This window comes from Vibrio sinaloensis, assembly GCF_023195835.1.
Classification (GTDB): domain Bacteria; phylum Pseudomonadota; class Gammaproteobacteria; order Enterobacterales; family Vibrionaceae; genus Vibrio; species Vibrio sinaloensis_C.
Map to the genome: position 1 here is coordinate 670931 of NZ_CP096200.1, position 25814 is coordinate 696744.

Here is a 25814-nt window from a genome sequence, read left to right on the forward strand (position 1 = left end):
CGCTCAGAATAAAGAGATTAATAATGAAAAAGTCAACCCTTTCCGCAGTAATTCTAGCGGCGCTTACCTCTACCTCAGCTTTTGCTGCACACACTTTTGTCAATGATGCTGGCGACAGCCTAACACTGGATGGTCGTTTCGATGTGCGCTACCAAGATCGCGGTGGCGATCACAGCGGCGAATGGAACAGTGGCAGTTCTCGTTTCGGTTTAAAAGGCCAAATGGGCCTAGACAATGGTTGGACAGGCTTTGGCCACGCAGAGTGGGCCTACAATTCTGGCGCGAGCGGCAGCAACATATACGATCGCCTACTCTACGCGGGTGTGGAGCACAACAAATACGGTAAAATTGCGGCGGGCACGAAGCAGTGGTCAACGTTTTACGATGTCGCCTGGTTTACCGATTTAGGTCGAGTATTTGGTACTCGCGGCTCAGGTGTTTATAACTTGTCTGATTGGGGTATCGCATCAGGGACTGGCCGCGCTGAAAACTCAATTACCTATCGCAATTCAATCAATGAAAAAGTGAGCTACGGCTTTACCTATCAAACTAAGCGTGAAGATGTGGCTCTAGCAAGCAATGCAACTGCCTCACTCAAAAATGGTATGGGCGCGTCGATCACATACAAACCCGTCGATGGAGTAACACTTGGTGCGGCTTACCATCAAAATGAACTTGCCGATCTGGACGCAAGCGTGGCGGGCGTAAAAAACGGCGACAACATGCGTATCATGCTGTTGGGCGCAAACTACAGCAGCGGCGGCTTCTACGCAGGGGCGACTCTGCATATCGGTGAAAATTGGGAAGCGGTTAGCCAAGGTGCAACCGATGTGATGATCGATACCTTAGGTGGCGAGTTTTATACTTACTACCACTTAGACAGCGGTCTACGTCCAACCCTAAACTACAACTACTTAGAAGATCGTGATAGTGATACCCAAGGTTTTGAGCGCCATTTGCTGATCCCTGGGCTCGAATATCACTTCCAAAAAAACAAATTCTTGGTTTGGACTGAGTACCAATTTGATCTGGGTAAAGACCTGTACGATGGTAGCAAGTTCAAAAACCGCGATGATCAATTTGCGGCAGGGATTCGCTACTACTTCTGATAACCAGAGTGAACAAGCAGCAGACGGACCTTGCTGCATACTAAAGTAATAGTCAGCCTTACCTCCTGGGTAAGGCTTATTGGTTGTCAGGCCTCAAATTATTTGGGTTGTACCCAAACCTGGCTACTACGCGCAGAAAATCCCTTATTTAGCTTGAAGGTTTCAACTTGTCTTTATGACTACGTACCTAAATGTGCTACTCTACTCCTATCCCAATTGACTGATGAATCGACTCAAATGAACCCTGAGAAACAAACTGCTACATCAAAAGACGTCGCCAAATTGGCTGGTGTTTCACAATCGACGGTTTCGCGTGTTTTTGTGCCGGGCAGTTCCGTATCAGAGAAAACAAAGCAGAAAGTATTCGAAGCCGCCAAAGCCTTGAACTATCGCCCGAATGCTTTCGCCCGAAGCCTAACCACCAATGAGTCTAAGTTGATCGGCTTGGTTTTCCCCGACGCAGACTACCCTATTCACATGAAAACCCTTCAATTAATTTCAAGCGAACTGCAAAAGCAGGGGTACTCAGCAGTACTGATCCCATGGCAAGTAGACGATAACGATAACCACTCGATCCCTAACATTTTCCAATACCGTGTCGATGGTGTTATCGCCGCCTCTGCGACATTCAATAAGTCACTGTATGAAGAGTGTGAAGAGTTCAATATTCCCATCGTTCAGTATGCACGCGTTGTCGAGGGCACTAAGAGTAGTTACGTGATCAGTGACAACTATGAGGCGGGGCAACAAGCAGCCCAACTGCTGCACGAAATCGGCGTGACCAATGCGGTTTATCTGACTGGCGAAGTGCCGACATTTACTAACGACGAGCGGCAAAACGGTTTCTGCTCTGAGTTTGAAGATCTCACCGGAAAAACGCCACGAATCATAGAAGCAAGCTACGACTACACCCACTCATTAGATAAAGTGCGTGCTCTACTAGAAGACAAACAACGCCCACAAGCCGTGTTTTGTGCCACAGATAACCTCGCCATGGCAGTGATGGACATCGCGCGTATCGAATATGGTCTTCGCATCCCCCAAGATCTTAAAGTCATTGGTTTCGACAACATTCCACAAACTGAATGGTTGAGCTATCAACTGACCACATTCCGTCAAGACTTCCGCCGCCTAGCGCGTGAAAGCGTAAAAATCATCGTTGATCAAATCAATGATAACAACAGTAACTTGGTCAAGATGATGGTGCCGGTCAAGCTGATAAAGCGCCAAACCACTTAACCCGTTACCTAGCATCATGCAGACCACTGGCTTCGCTATACTCCACACCATTGTCTTGCTGTTTTAAGTTGCCAAGCTAGCCCGGTGAAAAGGGATCTCTTGGCCACAGCGACTGCGGCTGCACTTCTCTCCACCTCGAGACTAGGCGCAGATCCACACTGCCGGCTAACCAAAATTGAGATTATTCCGCATACTGAGGGTAATCAGTATATCCACGCTGATTGCCCCCAAAGAGAGTGGAGCCATCCAGTTCGGCCAGAGGTTGTTGGTGCTGTATGCGCGCGACCAAATCTGGGTTGGAAACAAACGGGCGTCCAAACGCGACTAAATCCACATAACCTTTCTCAAGTACCTCGTCAGCTCGCTCTTGGGTGTAACTGCCAGCAACGATAATCGTGTTGGTGAAGTATTCGCGCAGTTCGATGCGAAAGCTTTCTGGAATCACTGGAGCGTCGTCCCAATCCGCTTCAGACAGGTGCAAGTACGCAATATCACGAGCTTGAAGTTGTTTCGATGCATCGAGGATGGTTGGCACAATGTCTGGGCAGTTCATGTCCTTGAAAGTGATGAAAGGTGCGAGTCGTACTCCCACTTTGTTGGCACCAATGGCTTCGCTCACCGCATCGACCACTTCCAATAAAAAGCGAAGTCGGTTTTCGCGACTACCGCCGTAGTTGTCGGTTCTGTGGTTTGAATTGGTCCGTAGGAACTGGTCAATCAGGTAACCATTACCTCCGTGGATTTCAACGCCATCGAAGCCTGCTTCAATTGCCCGTTTCGCGGCATGGGCGAAATCACTCACTACACGGTCAATATCCGCTTGAATCATGGCTCGTGGCACTCCGCAATCGACCATGTTGCCATTGCCCTGTTCGTCGGCAATCCATACTTGGGTTTCTACCGGTTTTAGTGCCGATGGGGCAATGGGCTGTTCGCCTTTTTGGAATGTCGGGTGTGATACTCGGCCAACATGCCATAACTGACAAAACATGGCTGCGCCTTGCTCTTTTGCTGCTTGGGTGACGGTTTTCCAGCCTGTCACTTGCTCATCAGTGTAGACGCCTGGTGTGAACGAGTACCCTTGCGAATCCTCTGAAATCTGGGTCGCCTCCGAGATAATTAAGCCTGCGGTAGCGCGCTGCTTATAGTAAGTCGCCATCATTTGGTTTGGAATGTTTCCCGGTTGGCTGGTACGCGCTCGAGTCATTGGCGCCATGACGACACGGTTTTGTAGAGTCAGTTTTTTTAGCTGTGCTGGTTCAAATAGTTTGCTCATGATTGGCTCCTTACTTAAGTAGTGGCACTTGAGTTTTACTGCTTACCGATTCCATCCAATCTTTCACGGTTTTGTCCCATTGGATTTCTGCGGCACTGAAGAACCCGCGCAAAATAGAAAATAAGATCGCTTCGTCTACCAGAGTCACATGCTGATAAGAGTCGAGATTCAACACGCTTCTAGCGCGTTCGATGAGTACTTCGACCTCTTTGGCAATGTTTGGCGTGTCTTGCAGAAGTGCGTCAAAATTGAGTGCTTCAGTTTCCTTTTTTGCGCGCCAAGCTTGTTGTGCAGACTGAGTGGCAAACTCTGGAAAATCCATGTTTGACCAACGTGGGTACCCCACTTTTTGTAATGGAAGGAACGCAATTTTTTGCCAATCCAACACTGGCTGAGACGGTTGGCTTGTTTCACTTGATGTTGCCAGTTCAAGGAAGTAAGCGATGATATCTAGACTTTCTGCCATCGCTTCACCGTTGTCTTTGATAAGAAGTGGCACTTGCTTGGTTCCAATCAGGTCTGTTGTGGTTTTGTCGTCGTCATAAGCAATATTGATGACGTCGAGTTGGATATTCAGCATGCCAGCAACATAGCGGACGCGAGCGCTGAATGGGCAGTGTTCGTAAATGTAGAGTTTCATAGTGTTTTCCTAGTGATTTAATTGGGTAGCCCTCTTGTTCGGGAGGCGTTAAGTCAGGGCTACCAGTAGGGATGAAATTAGTTGTTGAAGCTTGGTGTTAGCTCAGCATGTTTGCTTTCTTTGCGGTTCGCCTTGGCGATGAATAGCAAACCAATCAGCGGGACAATGATGGCTGCGTAAGGGATCATGTCTGCGCCCATTTGGCTATCGAGCACCATGCCGCCTAAGAAGCCACCAAAGGCATTGGCTAAGTTGAACGCAGAGATGTTTGCCGTCGCCGCTAACTCTTGACCTTCGCCACCGTGGTTCATTACTCGAAGCTGCATTGCAGACACGTTAGCGAAAGAAGCAATACCAAATACAAAGGCGGTGGCAATAAACAGTACTTTGCTTTCGACAGTTAGGCCGACCAGTACCAGTGACACAATCATCGCGATGGCCCAGAACATGGAGGCTTTTTGTAGGTTTTTATCTGATGAACGACCACCCATGGTGTTGCCAACAATCAGACCGACGCCAACGATAACCAAAATCCAAGTCACGGCACTTTCACCAAAGCCAGTGATGTGCATGGCGATAGGGGCGATGTAGCCATACAACGTCATAAACCCCGACCAAGCAAATACGGTGATCGCAAGGCTGATAAGTAGCATGGGGTTTTTGAACGCAGCCAATTGCGCTTTGACATCTTTTGCTTCGCCATGACCCGTCGATTTGATCACTGAAGTGATGAAGAACAGAGCCACTAAACCAAAAGCGGCAACGGTCAAGAAAGTGGTGTGCCAGCCGAATTGCAAGCCAATCCAAGTACCACCAGGCACACCTAAAACGTTAGCCAGTGTTAGGCCTGCGAACATCTGTCCGACCGCACGGCCTGCCATTTTTTCTGAAACCAAATTGGTCGCGACCACGGCTCCGATACCGTAGAAAGGACCTTGAACTAAACCTGTGATCACTCGGCTAACCATCAACACAAAGTAGTTCGGCGCGAAAGCGGACAATACGTTGCCGAGAATAAACAGCACCATTAGCCCAGCCAGTACGGCTTTCTTGTTAAAGCGTGCTAAGTAAATCGTAAGTAGCGGGCCGCCAAACACAATGGCAAGCGCGTAGGCGCTAATTAGGTAACCCGCTTGTCCTTCCGTGATGGACAATGAGTTGGCAACTTGAGGAAGAATTCCTGCAATAACAAATTCCGCGGTACCGATAGCAAAAGCCGCAAGCGTTAAGATCCATACCTGCAGCGGCATTTTTTCTTTATTCATAGGGGAGTCTCTTTTTTATTTTGTTTGAACCCATTGGTGCCATGCTTTTTTTGTTGCTCTGTCACCTTGCATTTATTTGCGGTTAGCTAAGCGTGTGTTGTTAGCCAAGCAGTGCGCCACCATCGACATCAATCACGGCGCCAGTCATGTAGCTGTTTTCAATCAGAAGTCGATAAGCTTTTGCAACGTCACTGGCTTCGCCTACTTTGCCCACTGGTAAGCTATTTTGTGTGCGTTGATACATGGCATTTCTGTCGTCTTCGTGCATACCTTGATACGCCTCAGTTATGGTCAAACCTGGGCTGACTGCATTCACTCTGATCGGAGCCAACTCTTTCGCCAGTACTTTCGTGGTTGCTTCAATGGCTGCGTTGATGGCGGCTTTGACGTAGGTGTTAGCGACAACTTTACGCGATAACATGCCGGAAGTTAGTGTGATTGATCCGCCTTGTTTGATGTAGCGTGCGCCATTTTTCGCCGCGCTGATGGCGCCCCAAAACTTGGTATCGAACGCGTATTTTGCTTGGGGAATTTCCACGTCCACTACTTTGCCTGCTGGAGCATAAGAACCTGCTGTGACGATTAGGTGGTCAAAAGCACCAATGGTTTCGAAGTAGTGATAAACCGACTGCTCATCGCTGATGTCTAGTCCTGTTTTACGGCTTGCAACGTGGACAACCGTATTGTCGCTCGCAAGTTGTTGGCTAAGCTCAGCACCAATACCTGAAGTGCCACCGAGTACGACATAAACAATTTTTTCTGTTGTCATGATTTGTTGCTCCAATCTCGTTTCAATAGAGTCAGTATATTGATTGGAATGAATTTGATAATTAGCTAAGATTTGAATTGATTATTCAGCTCAGATGAATAATGAGGTTTAAGGAGGGAATGTGGACAAGTTTTCAGACATGACGCTGTTTGTCAGCATAGTGAAGAACCAAGGGTTGGCGGCAGCTGGCAGAGAGCTCGGCTTATCACCTGCCACGGTAACGGCGAGATTGCAGTCTTTGGAAGATCGTTATGGGGTGAAATTACTTAATCGCAGTACAAGGCATATCTCGTTGACGGACTCTGGTGCTCTCTACCATCAGGCATGTCTGGAAATCATCGACAGCGTCAACGAAACGGAGAACTTACTTCAAACTGGCACCAAAGAAGTGCGCGGGACACTTAAAATCTCGGCCCCGCGTGATATTGGTAAGCAATACATTTCACCAATACTGTCGGAGTTTAGTCAGATCTATCCCGATGTGATCCCGTATCTGTATTTGAATGATAACTTATCCAACTTAGCTGAGTCCGGTTTGGACATCGTTATCCGATATGGGGAACTGGCCGATAGCAACCTTATCTCTCGCAAACTGGCATCCAGTCGCCGAGTGCTTTGCGCTTCTCCTGAGTATTTGGCCAAGAAAGGCACGCCGATCACGCCTCAGGATTTAGCACAGCACGATTGTTTAGCCATGGTTCGCAGCAACGAAGAGCTGAAAACATGGTACTTTCAAGATCAAGAGCAGCACAACGTTGTTACTGTCGTACCGAAGCGGTTTTCTGATGATGGCGAGGTGATTCGTCAATGGGCGTTAGATGGGGCGGGTATTGCGTTGAAATCGATTCTCGATGTGCAAGAAGACATCAAACAGCAGCGTTTAGTAACGGTGTTAAATGGCTATATGAAGAACTTCAACGCATCAACCTCTTCTGCAGGAGCTGATCTGAATGTGATCTACCTGAGCCGTCAGTATCAGCCTAAGCGACTGCGCCTATTTATCGACTTTTTACTTGAGCGATTTAATAGTCAAAACGACCCGAATTTAATCGCTCACTAAATAAGAGAGACGGTGGTAGCCGTCTCTCTTGTTAGCATTTAGCGATAACCATCAAATCGATAGATTTGGTCGAGGATTTCTCCTTGTCCGGGGCTGACATCAGACCAAGTGGTGTCATACCAAAACGTTTTGAATGAAAGGTCGCTGCTGCCAGAGTTAATCAGCTCGTTCAGCTCATACGACCCGGTATACGCTGGGTGGGTCACGTCGATGGTGAGTCGACCATCCACGACATACCAAGTAAAACCAAACTCCCCATCTTCCGCGTCAACAAATGCCCCCTCACCGTTGGGTTTAAAGTAGACTTTTTCCTCTTCGACAAAGGTCTGCTCACCATTAACCTCCGCATAGTGGCCCACTAACCAGTTGCCGCGCACATTGGGGTTGATACCGGCCATCAAGTCGGCGGTGAGTTTGCTACCATCGCCTATCTGTAGATAACAACTCGCTAAGGCGTCTCGATAGTCCTGGGTGGTGGCATAAGATTCAGGCTTGTCGTTGGCGTCATCCCAAGGGGTGTTCGCCAAGTCGCAGCTGCTCGCCATCAACACATTCGGTGCGTAAGTGGTCAGTTCCATACCACTGATTTCGCTATGTTCCACACCGTTGTCTTGCCATTTAAAGAAGCCAAGTAAGCTGAACTTTCCTCCTTGTTGAGCGATGTAGGCGAAATATTCTTGGTCACCACCGTTATTGATCGATACGATACCGTTGCTATCTATCGTCCAACTAAAGGAATCTCTGTATCCATTTGATTCGTAATAGTCGCCAGTGCCATTGGCGAGGAACTGATAGCTTAGCCAGAAGGTATCGCTCTCACGATAGTGTAGTGTGAGCCCTTCTAAGTAGCTGCTATCAATGCCGATATAGCCACAGCGATAGGCCGCTGCAAGGTAGTCACCATACGCATCTACCTCACCTTGACGCAGTGAATTTTGCCACTCGCAAATGCGATAGCTCGGATTCAGCACTTGATGTAACCGCTGCTCTGCCACCTGTTGGTCGGTAAACAATTGACCAAGATTGGTGGTCCAACTAAAGCGTTGCGGATCCATATCTAAACCATACATGTCGATACGTTGACGGTAGTATGCACTCGCTTCAGGCTTGATATTGTTGCTGTCTATTGGCGCAGTGAGAATGAGATCGGGACCATTACTGACCACATAACTGTCAGGTAGCACACCATCTTGGGTTAAGGTGAGAGGAACCACCGTCGGCGTACCGTCGGTTAAGCGTGGATCTTGAGTCACGGCGTACCATTGACGTGGCGAGCCATCGGCAAGATATTGGAAAGTCTCGTTAGGCAATGAGGCCGCGTAGCGATCGAGACCGGGGATAATCGACCCATCAATATCGTACATCCAAGTACCGCCAGAGCGAGCCGCTTCGATTCGTTCGGCAAGATTGACCACATCGGTGCTGCCCCACTCATCAAAAGAGAGCGTGGTCCAAATATCATCCTGTTGACGGCTGTAGATCCGATACGCTTGGCCGATATTGTCACTGGCCGCGGTAAAGTCATAGCCATCGAGGGCAAGATGCGCCCAAGTCACATACTCATTGCGCTCATTATCCGAGACATCACGCGAGTCCATCTGCCACCAATGGAAGCGATAGCCCTGTGGCGACTGAACATCGACGAGCTTGGTGTCGTTATCGGCAAGCACAAAGCGTTGGCCAAACTGCTGCTGACTACCATCCGCGCGGGTCAAAACAGAATAGTCATACCAATAACTGGTTAAGTTGTCCCAATTGCCTGCGGTGTAGTTAAAGTCGGCGTATTCCTCATGAATACCATCTTGCGGATTAGCCCAAATCGGACGAGCAAAACCATATTGGTAGCTACCCTCTTGATTGTTGATCAGGCTTAACACTGTGTTAATGGTGCCGTCGGCCTGCCAGTCTTGCTTATCTTCTACCTCAACCGCGATGAGGTCTTGCCACACAGTACGGTTGTAGCTGATGTAATCTTGTGGCTGCGCTACACCGCTATCGACGTCGAATCCTTGCACCACATACTGCTTCATGGTGGTCGTCACAACTTGCTGATTGTTGCTATCTGCAATATCAACCGTAAAGTGCTGAATGGTATCGATAGCGGTTAAATCGCTAGGATGCTGCCTTATGCTGAAATCGAGGTGATCATTTTGGCGTGGCGTATCGCCATTGACGCCCCCTTCAGGAGTGGCATCGCTCTCATCGACATAGCGCCAGAACGTTTCGCTGTCACCATTTGGGCTGCGACTACCGATATCGAGCAATTGCCCATTAAACTGGGCGTTACCATCGAGGTTAAAATCAAAACTAAACTCATGCACGCGAGTAAAGCTGCCTGCTAAGGCCAATTCGCGACTCTCAGTTTCACCATAAATATCATTGTCTTCATCGGTATAAAGGTGAGTGAGCGTCGTGCGCACTGAGCCATCATTGAGCTGCTCTACCCGTTTGCTAACGGCAATATTGAGCAGCATTGGATGGCGGTGATTGATGTTGAGCACGGCGCGGCGAACATCGTTGCTTTGATGGCTATCAGCGACGGACTTAGTGCTGTCATCCGGATAAGCATCACTGTTGTCGCCGACGTTATCGTTATCTGTATCTGCCCATTCGGTGGGATCGTCGTCGAATGGGTCAGCATTATCACCAACTTGGTCGCCATCGCTATCAGCCCACTCAGCAATGTCATCGGGGAATAGGTCGATAATACTGTCATAACCGTCACCGTCGTGATCACCGGCAATATTGGGATTGAAATCCTCACTGTCGTTATCGTCTAGATAGCCGTCGTTATCATCATCTAGGTCTGCGTTATCACCGACCCCATCGCTATCAAAGTCGCTGGTTTCATTAGGGTTAAAGGCGAAGGCGTCTTGATTGTTACCCACGCCGTCATCATCGCTGTCTAACCATTCATCGCTTTCATTGGGAAAGGCATCGAGCGTATCCGGCACGCCATCGCCATCACTATCAACACTCGCGTTTTGGTCACTTGGTGGCGTAACCGGCGCTGGGGTATTGGCTAGCTGATCCTCAGCGGTGTTATCCAACACTTGTTTGATTTTATCGCTGACCGCTTCAGCAACCATCAACTGCGGCACACTCTGGCTGGCGTTGGCTCCGGCATTTTGTACATCTTGCACCAGATTGAGCATCTGTTCAGGGGTAGCGGGCAGCACCTGTTGCGATTTAACAAGGTTTTGCGCCGCAAATGTTGATTTGGGGCTGCGAGTGGCTGGATCTAGGTAGTCATCAAACAGAGTATCCGGGTCTAGGCCAAGTAGGTTCGCCGCCTCTAGCGTGGCTTGCTGTTTAAGCTGTTTTATTTGAGCCGGATCAGACAAAGCATCGGGGTTCTTATTCATCAGCAGGTTGACCATAGATGACAGCGGCGTGACATTGGCTTCGCCGGCAGGCGCCGAGAGTACCATACTGCCTTGCATCACTTGTCCACTGGGGTTGGTGCTATCTATGGTGTCTTCATCAATGGTTTCACCAGCAATGGCGTGCACCACTATCGGGTAGTTTTGGTAGTCGGGAATGGCAGACACATCGAGCAGCGCTACCCCGCCCTCACCGGTGATCGCGCTCGGTTCGCTGTCTTCGTCGTGGAGAAAGTCTCGGTTAATGTCGAGCCATACTTTAGCGTTACGCAAGTAACCATCAATGGCTTTGACTGAGTATGGTGTTGCGGTAGTCGAGCCGGTGGAAGAGGGACTATCGCCGCCACTATCACACCCGACCAGCAACAAGGCGCCAGTTAATCCCAGCGCCAGGGCTATCTTGTTCGCTCTCATGTTGCCTCCCTAGCAATCGCGCACTTCGTTGAGTCACAATCAGCTTAGAAAGCAGCCATTTAAAGCTCATCACCCATTTGGGGGATGAATGATTTCTAGTTACAGCGGCTTTGATTTATATCAATTCTGCTAAACGCGAAGGCGGGCTCATCCATCGCTTGGTCGGCGCTGGCACACGCTCAAAATAACGACTCAGCAGTTGATTCTGATGACGGCAGTCAGTTTTATGCAAGATCTGTTTGATTTGGCTGCGCACCGTCTCTTTTGAAACGTTACGCATTTTGGCCACTTCACTGCCATCAAAGCCTTGCGCCAGCAAACTCAAGACCGAAAGCTCGGCGCTGGTCAACAGTTCAAGCGGCAGAGCTGGCCCCGCGTGCGTGGCCAACTGGGCAAAACGGCTCTCCATCTCGCGCTGCGCCAGCCAATAATTGCCCCAACTGCGTAAAAACTGCCAAACGTTTTGCAACTGAGATTGGTCGCGTTGGCTTAACCGCGCGTCACCATGGCTACTCAACATCAAATAGTGGCGATGATTCAAATGCACCAATCCACTGTGAGAGTGGTGAAGCTCCATGGTCGGCACTAAGATATCTTGGAAGATAGGGTCGCGAATAGTTGTGACTGGCAGCATCTGCTGCATGTACATCAAATTGCCCAGCAAACCACGCTGCATATAGTGATGAAAGAATGCATCGTGGTCGATGTGACGCTGATAAACGGCCATTTGGTGCTCAGAAAAGCCATGTACGTGTTGATAGATTGGCGTTTGCTTAGCGTCAATAATCATCAGCACAAAGTAGTTTAAGCCCAATCGCCCAAGCTCGAGTGTGAGTAAATACTCTAAATTATGGCCAGACACATTGGCATATGTTGACCGTTGCAACCAGTCGTTCATTGGCGTCACCTTGATTTGCAGCCCACCTGACGTTTGGGACATTGACTCATGTCTCTAATGATTAAATTAGTCAAAAAATCGCCACCGTCATGCAACCGAGATCAAACTATTGCGATACCAAATGAAAAAAGCCCCAATTGAGTCAATCAATTGGGGCTTTAGTGTTAACAGCGATTAGTTATAAATCTTAGTATCGACTTCTTGACCTTGTGCCGGGCGAGGAACAATCTCAAATGCTGATTCAAAGTCTGTGCTCACCGACATCAGAGTTTGTAGCACTGATTTATCACCTTCCAAGCCTGCTTGGCCCATTTCGAACAACTGTTGCAAGTTAGTTTGCTGCAACAAGATTTTGTTGATATCGGCCTTGTTGATGTGCAGCGTTGCGTCGGCATCTTTAAGCTCTGTGGTCTGAATGTTGTTTAAGTTACCGTTAGACAGTTCAACAAAGTAGGTCTCTTTTAGGTCTGGCACGTTCACAGCGAGAGTGAAGTCTTTACCATCCGCCTCTTTCGCTACGACTTTCACTGCCATGTAATCGAGTAGGTTTTCTACCGTCATCGCCGACAACACATCAGGTGAAGTGGTTTTCGGGTTGCCTGGGCGGGTACCGATACGAACTTCTTGCGCACCCGTTAAGAAGATATTACGCCAACCAGCCCCTTCTGCTTGGTAACCTTGCTGCTCCCAGTTATCACCTAACAGTTTGCGCGCTTCAAGATGAGAGTCACAAGCTCGGACAATGTGGTCAAGCATGACACCTGCGAAGCGGTACTCACCTTTATCAAAGAAGGTTTTCGCAGTTTGGTAACCCGCGTCACAACCACCGTATGCAGTGACAAAGCGCTCGGCTTCTTCAGCCACTGTCATGCGGTCTAGATTCGCTGGGTTCATATCAAAGTAACCTAGGTACATGTTGTAGACCGCACGCGCATTGTGACTGTAAGTGCCGTGGTAACCATTGGTGTGCCACATCTGCTGCAGGCTCATTGGCAGCTCATCGTTGATGGTCGCGCCGATGTCTTGCAGCACCATACCGCTGTTGGCTAGACGAAGCGTTTGGTTGTGTACAAAGCCGTAGTTGTCACGTTGCGCTTTCATAAATTCGTTGATGTTGTCATTGCCCCACATTGGCGCTGAGTGAGAACCCATTAGGATTTCGATCTCGCCACCCCAAGCGTTGACCATCTCGTTGATGTCTTTCGACCATTTCAGAGCATCACGCACTTTGGCACCGCGCAGAGTGTAGATGTTGTGCATGCCTTGGTATAGCATCTCACCAGTCCAGATCACTTTGTGCTCAGGTAGGTAAGCCACGTTACCAGCGGGTGCCTCGGTACCTGCGGTATCCATAAACACAAACTTCACCCCATCAATTTCACGCTCGTGGAATTTTTGTTTGTCGCCTGATGGCAGCGTTTCATCTGGCATCACTAGCGTGATTTGGTAATCCGGCCCTTGAGACCAACCATTTGACAGCGCCGCATCGACAACACCGGTGGTCGACGCCGCACCTAAAGTTGCCCCGTATTGGTAGGCTGCACGACGTGACATGGCATTACCCGCTAACACGTTCTCATCAACGGTTTCTTTAACAAAACCATGTGGCGCGTAGACTTTTACATCAGGGAAACGGTTTTTAACCGCGCGTGAGCCACCAAAATGGTCAGCGTGAGAGTGAGAGTAAATCATCGCAACCACTGGCTCATCACCGCCTTCTGGCACATTGCTTAAGAAGAACTCTAATGACGCTTCCATCGCTTTATCGTGCATCAATACGTCGTACACGATCCAGCCTGAATCTGATTTAATGAAGGTGGTTGACGCTAAGTCAGTACCACGCACTTGATAGATGCCATCGGTCACTTGGTAAAGACCGTTGGCTGAAAAGTTAGCCTGACCTTGGCGCCATAGTGATGGATTTACTGTGTCTGGAGACGAGTCATGCAGGCGTAGACCTTCATGCAGGTTGACGAAACGGTCACGCAGAGTGGCGTGCGTTTTTTCGTCCAACTCAACGATAAGACCGCGGTCGTTGTCAGTGAAAACCTTGGTGTCTTGGTAGTTCAAGGTTTCGGCAAATGCCTGGTTAGCCGCGACTGTATGTTCGGAGGCTGACTTGCCCTTGGTGCTGGTTAAACCACTGACATTGATATGCTCGTGATCATGAGTGCTTGCCACTACACCAAAAGAGAAACTAGAGACAGCAAGAGCTAGAATTGACTTGTTCATCGTAGATACCTTCATTCCGCAACCGTAAATAAACTGATTAGCGCTACCATGTAGCGTTTCGATGAGGTCACTATAACGAACTAGATATCAGCAAATAACCGTAATAATCCATATCTGATATTTATATATATGATATCTAATTACTCAATCGCACTCGATATCAAATCTCTTAGCCAGCTATTTGCTTGGTTGGTATGCATTTTTGCCAGAGCGATCATGTAGGAATCAAAAGTGTGATTGGCAAACGGAAAAGGAAGCAAATCTAGATTGAAAGCCGATTGGTAGCGCTGAGCAACCGAGAGAGGGACCACACCTACGGCTTCACTATAAGAGATGGCTTCGATCATACCGAGTAGAGACTTGTGCTCACTGTAGGCATTGCGCTGTGGCAGCACTTCATCAGTAATCCAATCGACAAACTTTAGATTGAGTCGAGTCAGATCAAACAGCGCGTGTTGCTCATTGAGATAACTCGACTTACTCATTGTGTTTGAATTTAAACGCGGGTGTCCTTGTTTGACAATGCAGCACAGCTCTTCTTGCTTTACAACCACCGAGTTAAACATCGCGCCTGTGGGGCGACTGATATCAATCACCAGATCCACTCGCTCGTTGATCAGGTCATCGTAGATTTTTTCTTCATCAGAGGGCATTTCAATTAGAAACACCTCGATAGAAGTATCCATTAACCGTTGATCTAAGCTTTGGCGCAGAGTGTGAAACATAGCTTCATGGCAATAGACAACAAATCGATGATAGGTAACAGGATTAAACTCAGACAGCCCCTCCATTAACGACTCCATCTCTAATAATGGCGCCTGCAGTTGGCTGTAAAACTCTTGAGCAAAACGGGTAGGTTTCACACCTCGTCCTGTGCGACTAAACAACGCCTGACCAACCTGACTCTTCAAGCGGGTGAGACCGTTACTCACCGCAGACTGAGTGACATTAAGTTTATCGGCAGCTTTTGTTACCGAACCTTGTTCGTAAACGGCGGCAAATACTTTCAGCAAGTTGAGATCAAGTTTTTGAGACATGATAAATGGTTATCTATTTTTGCATCAGGCGTGCTGTCCACTCTACCACAAAAACTCACCGCTTCACTTGCTGTACGAGGCGCCGTAGCGCGAGAAAAACAGTGTTGGGTTCGAGATTTATTTCAAGCTGTTTCACAACCTGCAAGTTTTACTCAATTCGCAACACACCTTTACAAATCGAACTTGGAAAAATCCCTGCTTGGTACAACACTTAGATCAATAGGACGATGGCTGAGGATCAATCGTTTCAGCGCTCGTCATACTGAACACAATCTAAGGAGCCAGGGATGAAAAGGTTTAAAAACATACTGTATGTCAGCCAAGGACTGCCAAGCGAGAGCGACTCTATTGGCCAAGCACTGCGTCTCTCGTCGGCAAACCAAGCAACCCTCAACGGCTTGATTGTGAGTCCCGCGCTGCCAGCGCACATGGAACAATATCAAGAGCTGTACCGTGGCTCGCTGTTTCAATCTTTGGAACAACAAATAAGCCAAGCTCGCCAAGTCAACGACATCAGCCATGCTGATACGCCGTTTCCATTGCATCTCTCCTGTGACGAGCATCCTGCCGTCACTATTATTCGTTCGGTATTGAGTCAAAAGCATGATTTGGTGATCAAAGACGCCGAGCCCGTCGATGATGATGGCGAGGGCTTTAAGGCGATGGACATGACGCTATTACGTAAATGCCCATGCCCAGTTTGGTTAAACCGCCCCGCTCACCAGCCGAGAAACAAGCGTCGTGTCGCGGTGGCGATAGATCCCACCAGCAACAGCGAAGAGCACCACCGATTGTCATTGCGCTTGCTCGAGTTGGCTCGCTCGATTGCCGATAGCTGCGACAGTCGCCTACACGTGGTGTCGTGTTGGGAGTATCAACTTGAGCGCTACTTAAGCAATCATGTGTGGATCAAAATCGAAGACCAAGAGCTTAACCGTGAACTCGACAAAGCCAAACAGCATCATCGTCAAGCGCTCGATTCGATGATTGCTGAAGCCAATATCTCAGGCAATATTCAAGTGCATCATTTGCATGGTGTGCCGGATGACAAGATTCCTGACTGTGTGGAAAGTGAAGATATTGATGTGTTGGTGATGGGGACACTGGCAAGAACCGGAATTCCCGGCTTTGTGATTGGTAATACCGCCGAGAATATATTGCAGTCAGTGAAGTGTTCTTTGGTTGCCTTAAAGCCAGATGGGTTCGTGTCACCCATCAGCTAGATCAGGTTATTAGCTGTTAGGTTTATTATTCTCAGGCTTATTACTCTGGTTGCGCCACATTTTATACCCGCTGTGGCGCATCGCCTTGCCTAATAGATGCGTGCCTACCGGCGCGGTCAAGAAGATAAACAGCGCGGTGCCCACCACACGCGACCACACGGTTAAGTCTGACAACGCAAACGCCACGGCTAATAGCAAAGCGCCGAGCCCAACCGTTCCCGCCTTAGTGGCAGCGTGCATTCGAGTGTAAAGGTCAGGCATTCTCAGCACGCCTAAACTGGCAATAAAAATGAGTATGGTGCCGACAATCAATAGCACACTAATCAGCAGCGTCATTATTCCTCTCCTATCTGCTTCACAATCAAACGAGCAAACACCACGGTGCCGAGAAAGGCCACTAATCCCAAGGTAATGGCAATATCCAACAGCGCTTCTTGGCCGCTCTCTAAGGTAAACACCGCGATAAAGCCTATGGTGATAAAGGCAATCACATCCAGTGCTACCACACGATCAGCCAAAGTTGGACCTTGCACCAACCTCACTAAAGCCATCGCAATGCTGACGATTAACCCAAAGTAAGCAAAATAGACCGACATCGTCATCCAACTATCCACGAGTCACCTCCAAAATGCGCTTCTCTAAACCCTGTTTGATCGGCTCTATCACTTGATCATGCCGCTCAGCAAACATGGCATGAACAATAAGGTGCTTTTTATCTGGCGTCACATCGAGACTCAGACTGCCCGGCGTCAATGAGACCATATTTGCCAACAAGGTGATCTCCAGATCGCTACTGACCTCCAGTGGCACATACACAATGTCGGGTTGGCTCAAGTGAGTTGGTGTAACCACATCCCAAACCACACGTGCAGCCGATACGATCAGCTCATAAAAGAAGAACAGCAATAACCCGAGTGAAGCACGAAAACGGCGAAAGTAACTGGTTTTCAAGCCAAACGGCTGACTAAGCCGCAAAGCAACAAAACCGAGCGCGAAGCCAACCACGAAGCTCAGGCTGTCGTATTGCCCGTTTAACAGCATCCAAGCCATGGCAAGAAACAAGTTGAGCAAGAAATAGTTCATCGCGCCTCTCCTAGCACCGCAGTCACATAATCATCTGGACTCAGCAGTTGCGCCGCTGCGTGCTGAGCAAACTGATAAAACGGCTCAGCCGCCAAGCCGATGATCACACTCAGCCCTGTCAGGGTAATGATTGGCAGGTAGTATCCCCACCGAGTGGGCACACGATGAAGCGGCGTATCATCGCTCGGGGCTGGCTTCCAAAATGCTTCAGCCCAGATTTTGCTCATCGAGAACACAGTAAGTAGCCCCACCACTAACGCAGTTGCTGCCAGTAGATAGTGCTGTTGTTCAATACTGGATTTGATCACCAGAAACTTGCCCCAAAAACCTGACAACGGAGGAAACCCAGCCAATGAAAACGCAGGAATAATAAACAGTAGCGCTAAACCAGGCATGGCTTTGTAAGCGCCACCGAGCTGACTCAAATGGCTCGACCCCATTTGGCGCTCGAGTACGCCGCCAATAAGAAACAAGTTCGCTTTCACTATGATGTGGTGGATGATGTAAAAAATCGCCCCAGCTAACGCCAACGGGGTATACAGTGCCAACCCCATAATCATGTAACCAATCTGGCTGATAATGTGGAACGAGAGGATTTTCTTAACATCGAACTGACTGGCGGCGCCCAATACGCCGGTCAGCATGGTCAAACCGGCCACCACAATGAGTAACGGTTGCAAGCCCATCTCAGGTAAAGGAAACACTAAGCTAAACATTCGCATCAACGCATACACCCCTACCTTGGTGAGCAAGGCAGCAAACAGCGCCACAACACCACTCGGAAGCGTATGGTAAGAGGCGGGCAACCAGGCAAACAGCGGAAACAAGGCGGCTTTAATCGCAAACGCAAACAGAAACAGTGCAGCTAACATCCGCTGCATATCCAGCGAAACCTGCGGCAATTTACTGTGTAAATCGGCCAAATTTAACGTACCTGTGGCCCCATAGAGTAAGCCTATAGCGAGCAGTAAACTCAAGGTTGAAATCAAGTTCAGCACCACATATTTCACCGCGCCATCAATTTGGGTTTTATCAGCATCGAGTACCATTAGCGCAAACGAAGCAATCAGCATCACTTCAAACCAGACATAGAGATTGAATACATCGCCGGTCAAGAATGCCCCGTAGATCCCGGCCAGTAAAATGTGAAAGTAGCAGTGATATAATCCGTAGCTGGTTTGTTTGGCGAGATCAGCAATGGCATAGACAACAGCGGCCAAGCCAATGATCGCAGTGACCACCACCATGGCCGCACTCAGATGATCCGCCACAAAAACAATCCCAAACGGCGCAGCCCATTCACCAAATGCCACTGCCTGCACGCCAGTGCCAATAACATCTGCCATTAACAGTAAAGCCACCACTAACTGCAAAGCGGCGCCAAGTACACTCACCCACTCAACCCAGCGCGGTTGCGTACGCAACGTGTACAGGAGCACCCCTGTGCCCAACGCCAGTACAACAGGCAAGGTAAGAAGTAGCCCGCTCATCTTTCTTGCTCCGAGTTGCGCATCTTATCCACATCCGCGCTCCCTGTTTCAACGAATGCGCGATAAATCAGCAGCAAGGCGAATACCAGCAAACCAAAACCGATCACAATCGCGGTGAGTATCAGGGCTTGCGGCAGCGAATTAGCGGCCCCTTCAGGAGGAAGTGTGGCACTGGCATCAATCAACGGCGGTACAGCGACCGTAAGTCGACCTGAAACCAGAATCGACAAGTTCACAGCGCTACTCAATATGATCAGGCCAAACAACACGCGCAGGACGTGCTTTTCCATCATCAAGTAGATGCCAGCCGCCACCATGACGCCTATCACTAAACTCCACAGTACTTCCATCAATCCAGCTCCTGATTTACTCTCAACATCATGCCCATGACACCACCAATGACGGCTAAGTAAATGCCCACATCAAACAGCAGCGGCGTACCCAATGGCAGCACCTGCTTCCACCACAAGCCAGTCAAAAAGGCTTGTCCAGACAGTAAGCCGATGACACCCGCGCAAAGACTGAGCGCAATACCAAACAGGGCGATGTTGAAGGGTGCAAACTGCAATCGGCGCTGCACATAGTTGGGCGTCTCTGCCAACATCAATAACGACAGCCCTAACACCGCCACTAACGCGCCAATAAAACCGCCGCCGGGTGCGTTATGTCCGCGCAGCAGCAAGTAGAACGAGAACAGCAGCATTAGCGTCGCGACAATATGCGCCGTCGTGGTAAAAATCAGCGAATGAATCCGATTGATGTAGTGGGTTTGTTGCGGCAGCAAGCTAACGGCGGCTAAACCCGCAATCACCACCACCACTACTTCGCCCAAGGTATCGAACGCGCGGAAATCCACTAAGATGACATTAACAATATTGCGCCCAAAGCCGCCCGGCACACTGTTTTCGGCAAAGAAGTCACTCAGTTGGGTATCTATCGGTTGCGAAGTCAAGGTTATCAGCAGCAGTGAGACACAAGCGCCAATCGCTACAGCAACCAAACCGTGCCAGGCTCGACGCTGTTGACTGTGACTGGCGACTTGATCCAGTTTAGGTAGATGGCGCATTAAGATGGCAACAAAAATCACCATTAAGGTTTCTACCAGCAGCAAGGTTTTTGCCACATCTGGCGCACTGAAGATCATAAACACCAAAGTGGAGAGAAAACCGACCACGCCCAGCGACGCCACCGACAACAATCGCGATCGAGAATAAATCACCACTCCCACCGAGACCATGATCAGCAACGCTATCGCCACTTGATACAAGCTCACCTCACCAAACGACTGGAACGTCTCCATAGGTGCAATAGTGACGGAGTTGAGCAGCAAAGCCGCTAATACCGTAAAGAACAGAGCAACATAAAGGGTGAGGCGCTTGCGCTGTAGCTGCTGTGTTTGCCAGCTCGCTAGTGTAGTCATCCCTTTGACGACTTGGTCGAAGCTTCGATCGGCACTTGGCAGGGAATCTATCATCGCGCCAAGCCAGGTAATCAGACGCGAATAGTAACGATACCCCAATACCCCAAGCGCTAAGGTGATAAGACTCAGCATTAACGCCGTGTTAAGCCCATGCCACAGTTTAACCTCTGGCATCGTGGCCATCGGCGCCATAGCGCGAACTCCGCTGCTCAATAAGGCCTCGCTCAAACCACTCAGTGCCAGCACTGGCACGAACAGGCTGGCCAGCGCCAACAATAGCGCTGGTGCCCAAGCACTGTAATCACGCTCAACCGGCTTAGGCGAGCTATCCTCGCGATTGTTAAGTTCACCAAGAAATGGCTTGATCAGAACAACCAAAGCCATCACCACCATGGTTGCGTTGACGACAAGTAGCACTAGCGACGGCCAAATACTCATCTCTAACGCCGCTTTGTACATGTACTCTTTACTGATAAAACCTAACATCGGCGGCAACCCTGCTTTCGACAAGGCGGCACCAATCGCCGCAACAAAGCTGAGCAGCAGCACGGTTCGCAATCCGGACAATTGCGCGACCTCTCGCGTCCCGGTTGCTCTATCAATATTGCCGATTACCATAAACAGTGCCGCTTTGTAGAAAGAGTGCGCCAAAACGAAGATAAGCGCGGCCACCAGTGCCAGCTCGGTGCCAATGCCGAGTAGCAGAGTGAGTTTTCCCAAAGCGACATTGGTGCTGTACGCCAGCATCAGCTTTAAATCGGTCTGCTTTAAAGCCACCAAAGCGCACCAAATGGCGGTAACCGCACCAATGCTGGTAAGTGACCAAAACCAGAGTTCGCTTGCAGAGTAGACCGGCGATAAACGCGCCAGTAAATAGATGCCCGCCTTGACCATAGTGGCTGAATGTAAGTAAGCGCTTACGGGCGTGGGTGCTGCCATGGCATTGGGCAGCCAGAAGTGAAATGGAAACTGTGCTGACTTAGTCAGTGCCCCTAGTAGAATCAATACCAATGAGGGGATGAAAGCCGGATGTTCGAAGTAGCTTGGAGCCCGGTCGATAATCACCGCAAGCTGGAAACTGTCGGCCATATTGCCGAGCAAAATCAGACCGGCGAGCAAAGCAAGCCCACCGCTGCCGGTCACCAACAAGGCTTGCAGCGCGTTTTTTCTCGATACCGACTTATGATGATTAAAACCGATCAACAAGTACGAGGTGATCGTCGTCAGCTCCCAAAAAACAAACAGCAATAAAATGTTGTCACTGAGCACCACACCCAGCATCGCCAGCATAAATAGAGTGAGATAAAGATGGAACGAGAAACGTCCTTGATAGCTTCGCATGTAAGACCAGGCATAAAGCTGAATCAAACAACCAATGCCAGCAATCAATCCGGCAAACAGCATGGATAAGCCATCAAGGTGTAACGCGAAAGCAATATCTAGACTCGGCACCCATTCCAATTGATAGCGAGAGCCTGCAGGCGAGTACTCGGCCAGTAACAACACCAACAAGGCGGCTGGAAAAAGCGCAAACAGCAGCAACGCATGACGCTTGTCATGGTTAGTACCTTTACTGCCTTCGAGTGAGTCCAAACAACGCTCTTTGTTCATTGCTTCCTGCTAACGATAGGTTGCTCCTATACCTAAACGTAAACCATTCACCGCAGTTTTGGGGAACGATTCATCTAAGCAGTCATTTTTTTACCTTTTGCAACATTCTTGTTTTTCGGCTGTGGACAGTATTTTCGGGTATTTCTGACACCATCAATATAAAAAGAGCTCCAAACGGAGCTCTTCAATATCACAAGATCTGTTGACCAAAACGATTAAATAATACCTTGCTGTTTCGCCATCTGATTGGCGATCGAATAGGCTTTGACAATGCCCGGCAGCAAGATAAAAGAGACCGGTACGGCAGTAATCACAATAAAGGATTGCAGCGCCGATATCCCACCAGCCCCCATCGAGATAAGCGCAATCGCGACCACCCCCATCATCACTCCCCAAAATGCACGAATACCCGCGCTCGGCTCAGTCGTGCCTGTCATCACCACGCTAATAGTATAGGTCATGGAGTCACCCGTGGTCACAATGAAGGTGGTGGTTAGGATCAGAAACAGCACCGAAATCACCATGGGCATCGGCAACTGTGCGGTAATGGCAAGTAGAGCCGCTGGAAGGTTAAACCCTTCGAACGCCGATGAAATAGAGCCTGGATTGGCAAGTTCAAACGCTAAACCACTGCCGCCAACAATGCTAAACCAGAAACAGGTAATCAGCGGTGCGACGATACTAATGGCAAGTATCAATTGGCGGATAGTGCGACCACGCGAAATACGAGCGATAAAGATCGCCATCATAGGTCCGTAACCGATAAACCAGCCCCAGAAAAACACGGTCCACCAGCTCAACCATCCTGTATCACCGCGATACAGTGCCATCGGGAAGAAGTTGTCTATCATGCGTCCAACCCCTTGGACATAGCCATCAACAATAAAACTCGTCGGGCCAAAACCGAGGATGAAACCTATCAGCGCCACCGACAAAATGATGTTGTAGCGACTCACCAGTTGAATGCCTCGGCTCAAACCGCTTAAAGCCGACAAGGTGTACATAGCAATGGCAAACACAATCACTAGGCTTTGAGTGACATAGGTATCAGGAACGCCAAAAAGGCTATTGAGCGCGTAGCTGATTTGTAAGCCTAGGAAACCAATCGGGCCAATGGTACCGGCAGCAACGGCAATGATGCTGCAAGCGTCAGCGACGTTGCCAATCCAGCCCTTGATCGCTCGCTGCCCAAACAGCGGGTAGAGCAAAGTGCGCGGTTTAAGTGGCAGGCCTTTGTCGTAGTGAAGGTGCATCAACACAATGGATGAGAGACAGCCAAGAATGGCCCACGCCAGAAAGCCCCAATGCATGAAAGATTGAGATAGGGCATTGATCGCCGCCGAGCGTGCAGGTGCTTCGCCAAACAGAGGCGGCGCAGAAACAAAGTGTGCAATCGGCTCTGCAGCGGCCCAAAACACACCGCCGCCGGCCAATAGGGTACACAGCACAATCGATAACCATTTAAAGGTATCGATTTCTGGTTTCGCGAGACCACCAAGACGAACATAACCTGTGCGTCCGAACGCTATCGCCAAACCAATGAGAAAATTAACCAGGAGTAGAACTTGCCAATAGGCACCAAAATATTGAGTTGCTAGGCCAAAGCCAGTGTTAACCATTGCGGTCAGAGAGTCGGTACTCGTGAGAGCGAGAAGCACAAATAGAGTGAGGAAGCTGCCACTTAACCAAAAAACAGGGTTGGTCAGTTCAAGGCGCTTGAGGATAGAAGGAGGATGAATGGCAGAGTAGTCCGCGTCCTCAATCGAGACATGAGAGGCGGTATTCGTCATATTTGACATAGTTACTTCGCTTTTTAGGGCTATGTTAGCCGTGTATTTCCCCCACACAGTCGACAAAAAAGTGTGAGGACGTTCAAAAAGCTGCCTATGCTAACATGCCCAGTCGTAGATGATAACCGTTGAATTTGACTCAAATGGAAATCAGCAGGTTGCGTGAACCATGCTCTAGTTTCTGGCGGACGTTGATAGTGATAACTTAACTCGACCTGGTTCACAGCTGAAAAAAATCCCCGAAAACTTCGGGGATTGTCATAGTGCTCGTTAAGTCCAGAAGCTTAGTGCGATTATGGTCAACACACCGATGCACGCGAAATTAAGCAAGATCCCAACTCGCATCATTTCACTCTGCTTAATATGGCCAGAGCCAAATACTATCGCATTGGGTGGCGTTGCCACTGGCAACATAAACGCACACGAGGCAGCAATAGCGATCAGCACTGACAATATCACTGGCGACATGCCAAACGCTTCGGCAACACTGGCAAAAACAGGAATCAGTAGCGCGGCACTGGCGGTGTTACTGGCAAACTCAGTTAAGAACACAACGAAAACCGCAATCACAGCGACAATGAACACGATGCCGAGATGGGCGATCATCTCGCTCAGTGCGTTAGCCAAAAATACACTGGTCCCGGTCGCTTTGAGCACGTTACTCAAACAGATACCGCCACCAAACAGCAGCAACACACCCCAGTCGGCCGTCTTTTCGATATCCTTCCAGTGCACAACACGCGCAAAGTTGACTGCGACAATCGCGGCCAGTGCCACCAAGGTATCAAATTTAGCGTAACCGCCAATCATGGCATTGATCGGCTTACTGAAAATCCACAAGCAGACGGTGGCCGCAAAAATGGCCAACGTCACTACTTTGCCTTTATCCCAGTTCACTGGTTGGTAGTTGAGTTCAAACTCGCCACTCAGATTCGGTTTCAATACCAAATACAGCACCGCAATCGACACAGGCAATAGTACTAGAGTCGTAGGGACACCAAAGCGCATCCAATCGGTAAACGTTAAGCCCACTTCAGCAGCGGCAATAGCATTGGGCGGACTACCGACAATGGTTGCAATCCCGCCAATACTGGCGCTGTAAGCAATACCAAGTAACACAAACACATAGGTTTTATGCCCGCTTTCTGAATTAACTTTACTCAACACCCCGAGCACCAATGGCAACATCATTGCGGTGGTCGCGGTGTTACTTATCCACATCGACAGCGCTGCGGTCACACCAAACAACATAAACACCGCAACACTCATCTTACCTTTCGCGATAATCAGTACCTTGTCGGCAATCACCTTGTCTAGACCTTGGCGATGCATGGCTGCGGCCAACGCAAAACCACCGAGAAACAAGAAGATAATCGAGTTGGCAAAATTATTGAGCGCGGTTTGGGTATTGAACACCCCAAACAGCACCGCCATGATCGGCACCAAAATCGCCGTGACGGTGACATGTAGGGCTTCGGTTAACCAAAGAATCGCGATAAAGGTAAGCATGCAGATCCCCAACACCACTTGAGGGTCAAAGGGTAAGGTAAGGTACATCACCGCAAACAAAGCGATATCCGCTAAGATAATCATGCTGTTGCGGTTAAAAAACCACTCTCGGGTATTGGTGGGCAAAGGGACACTATCATTTCTATTCATTATTATTTTCCTTATGAGGGCCTTGTGGCATTGCAAATGATCCCACATAACGTCACTCGGAAATAACGATTCATTACGAATTTGTTAACCACATCATAAACAAGGTTAAGGATGTTAACGTCATGAATATTTTGGATATTTTGCGCCCAATACCTGACGATAAAACCACCACCAACCAAGACGATGTCTGTCTTATCTCAATCGGGAGACATCTTT

20 protein-coding genes are annotated in these 25814 nt (G+C 49.1%); 4 read left to right on the forward strand and 16 right to left on the reverse strand.

Going from position 1 to position 25814, the window contains the following annotated elements:
• Window positions 1–23 precede the first annotated feature (23 nt).
• Together MTO69_RS16610 and MTO69_RS16615 are read left to right on the forward strand one after the other, a co-directional pair.
• Window positions 24–1109, forward strand: a complete 1086-nt coding sequence (locus tag MTO69_RS16610; RefSeq protein WP_248334552.1) for a porin — start codon at window positions 24–26, stop codon at window positions 1107–1109.
• 237 nt (window positions 1110–1346) lie between these two features.
• Window positions 1347–2348: a LacI family DNA-binding transcriptional regulator gene (locus MTO69_RS16615; protein WP_248334553.1), complete on the forward strand. Its 1002-nt coding sequence runs from the start codon at window positions 1347–1349 to the stop codon at window positions 2346–2348.
• A 181-nt stretch (window positions 2349–2529) separates the two neighbouring features.
• Here the strand turns inward: MTO69_RS16615 and MTO69_RS16620 are convergent, their stop codons facing one another.
• The 4 genes from MTO69_RS16620 to MTO69_RS16635 form a co-directional block, all read right to left on the reverse strand.
• On the reverse strand, window positions 2530–3624 hold the full coding sequence (locus tag MTO69_RS16620; protein WP_248334554.1) for an alkene reductase: 1095 nt from the start codon (window positions 3622–3624) through the stop codon (window positions 2530–2532).
• A gap of 10 nt (window positions 3625–3634) precedes the next feature.
• Window positions 3635–4264 carry a GrxB family glutaredoxin gene (locus MTO69_RS16625; RefSeq protein WP_248334555.1) on the reverse strand — a complete coding sequence of 210 codons (630 nt, stop codon included), beginning with the start codon at window positions 4262–4264 and terminating at the stop codon, window positions 3635–3637.
• A 77-nt stretch (window positions 4265–4341) separates the two neighbouring features.
• Window positions 4342–5529: an MFS transporter gene (locus tag MTO69_RS16630; RefSeq protein ID WP_248334556.1), complete on the reverse strand. Its 1188-nt coding sequence runs from the start codon at window positions 5527–5529 to the stop codon at window positions 4342–4344.
• Between the two features lie 100 nt (window positions 5530–5629).
• Window positions 5630–6298 carry an SDR family oxidoreductase gene (locus MTO69_RS16635; protein ID WP_248334557.1) on the reverse strand — a complete coding sequence of 223 codons (669 nt, stop codon included), beginning with the start codon at window positions 6296–6298 and terminating at the stop codon, window positions 5630–5632.
• Window positions 6299–6419: 121 nt separating this feature from the next.
• Between MTO69_RS16635 and MTO69_RS16640 the strand changes: the two genes are divergently transcribed.
• Complete coding sequence (locus MTO69_RS16640; protein WP_248334558.1) at window positions 6420–7358, forward strand: LysR family transcriptional regulator; 939 nt, start codon at window positions 6420–6422, stop codon at window positions 7356–7358.
• A 38-nt stretch (window positions 7359–7396) separates the two neighbouring features.
• Here the strand turns inward: MTO69_RS16640 and MTO69_RS16645 are convergent, their stop codons facing one another.
• The 4 genes from MTO69_RS16645 to MTO69_RS16660 form a co-directional block, all read right to left on the reverse strand.
• A complete protein-coding gene (locus MTO69_RS16645) occupies window positions 7397–11155 on the reverse strand; it encodes a hypothetical protein (protein WP_248334559.1) in 3759 nt (1252 codons plus the stop codon).
• A gap of 115 nt (window positions 11156–11270) precedes the next feature.
• The gene (locus MTO69_RS16650; RefSeq protein ID WP_248334560.1) at window positions 11271–12095 is read right to left on the reverse strand and encodes a helix-turn-helix transcriptional regulator; all 825 of its coding nucleotides are present in this window, start codon (window positions 12093–12095) and stop codon (window positions 11271–11273) included.
• 132 nt (window positions 12096–12227) lie between these two features.
• Window positions 12228–14285 carry an alkyl/aryl-sulfatase gene (locus MTO69_RS16655; protein ID WP_248334561.1) on the reverse strand — a complete coding sequence of 686 codons (2058 nt, stop codon included), beginning with the start codon at window positions 14283–14285 and terminating at the stop codon, window positions 12228–12230.
• A gap of 140 nt (window positions 14286–14425) precedes the next feature.
• Window positions 14426–15322, reverse strand: coding sequence for a LysR family transcriptional regulator (locus MTO69_RS16660; protein ID WP_248334562.1), 897 nt, complete (start codon window positions 15320–15322; stop codon window positions 14426–14428).
• Between the two features lie 287 nt (window positions 15323–15609).
• On the opposite strand from MTO69_RS16660, the gene MTO69_RS16665 reads away from it, so the two are divergent.
• Window positions 15610–16545, forward strand: coding sequence for a universal stress protein (locus tag MTO69_RS16665; protein ID WP_248334563.1), 936 nt, complete (start codon window positions 15610–15612; stop codon window positions 16543–16545).
• A 9-nt stretch (window positions 16546–16554) separates the two neighbouring features.
• On the opposite strand, the gene mnhG is transcribed toward MTO69_RS16665, so the two are convergent.
• The 8 genes from mnhG to MTO69_RS16705 all read right to left on the reverse strand — a co-directional run bounded on the left by mnhG (window position 16555) and on the right by MTO69_RS16705 (window position 25598).
• Window positions 16555–16881 carry a monovalent cation/H(+) antiporter subunit G gene (gene mnhG / locus MTO69_RS16670; protein ID WP_248334564.1) on the reverse strand — a complete coding sequence of 109 codons (327 nt, stop codon included), beginning with the start codon at window positions 16879–16881 and terminating at the stop codon, window positions 16555–16557.
• Window positions 16881–17147: a monovalent cation/H+ antiporter complex subunit F gene (locus MTO69_RS16675; protein WP_432715664.1), complete on the reverse strand. Its 267-nt coding sequence runs from the start codon at window positions 17145–17147 to the stop codon at window positions 16881–16883. Before MTO69_RS16675 ends, mnhG begins: the two co-directional genes overlap by 1 nt.
• Window positions 17148–17151: 4 nt before the next feature.
• Window positions 17152–17628 (reverse strand): Na+/H+ antiporter subunit E, encoded by a 477-nt coding sequence (locus MTO69_RS16680; RefSeq protein ID WP_248334566.1) that lies wholly within the window; start codon window positions 17626–17628, stop codon window positions 17152–17154.
• Window positions 17625–19118 carry a proton-conducting transporter membrane subunit gene (locus MTO69_RS16685; RefSeq protein WP_248334567.1) on the reverse strand — a complete coding sequence of 498 codons (1494 nt, stop codon included), beginning with the start codon at window positions 19116–19118 and terminating at the stop codon, window positions 17625–17627. Before MTO69_RS16685 ends, MTO69_RS16680 begins: the two co-directional genes overlap by 4 nt.
• The gene (locus MTO69_RS16690; protein ID WP_248334568.1) at window positions 19115–19468 is read right to left on the reverse strand and encodes a Na+/H+ antiporter subunit C; all 354 of its coding nucleotides are present in this window, start codon (window positions 19466–19468) and stop codon (window positions 19115–19117) included. Before MTO69_RS16690 ends, MTO69_RS16685 begins: the two co-directional genes overlap by 4 nt.
• Complete coding sequence (mbhE, locus tag MTO69_RS16695) at window positions 19468–22149, reverse strand: hydrogen gas-evolving membrane-bound hydrogenase subunit E (RefSeq protein ID WP_248334569.1); 2682 nt, start codon at window positions 22147–22149, stop codon at window positions 19468–19470. The genes MTO69_RS16690 and mbhE overlap by 1 nt, the downstream gene beginning before the upstream one ends.
• A 215-nt stretch (window positions 22150–22364) precedes the next feature.
• Window positions 22365–23948, reverse strand: coding sequence for a BCCT family transporter (locus tag MTO69_RS16700; RefSeq protein ID WP_248334570.1), 1584 nt, complete (start codon window positions 23946–23948; stop codon window positions 22365–22367).
• A 261-nt stretch (window positions 23949–24209) separates the two neighbouring features.
• Complete coding sequence (locus MTO69_RS16705; protein WP_248334571.1) at window positions 24210–25598, reverse strand: SLC13 family permease; 1389 nt, start codon at window positions 25596–25598, stop codon at window positions 24210–24212.
• Window positions 25599–25814: the final 216 nt, after the last annotated feature.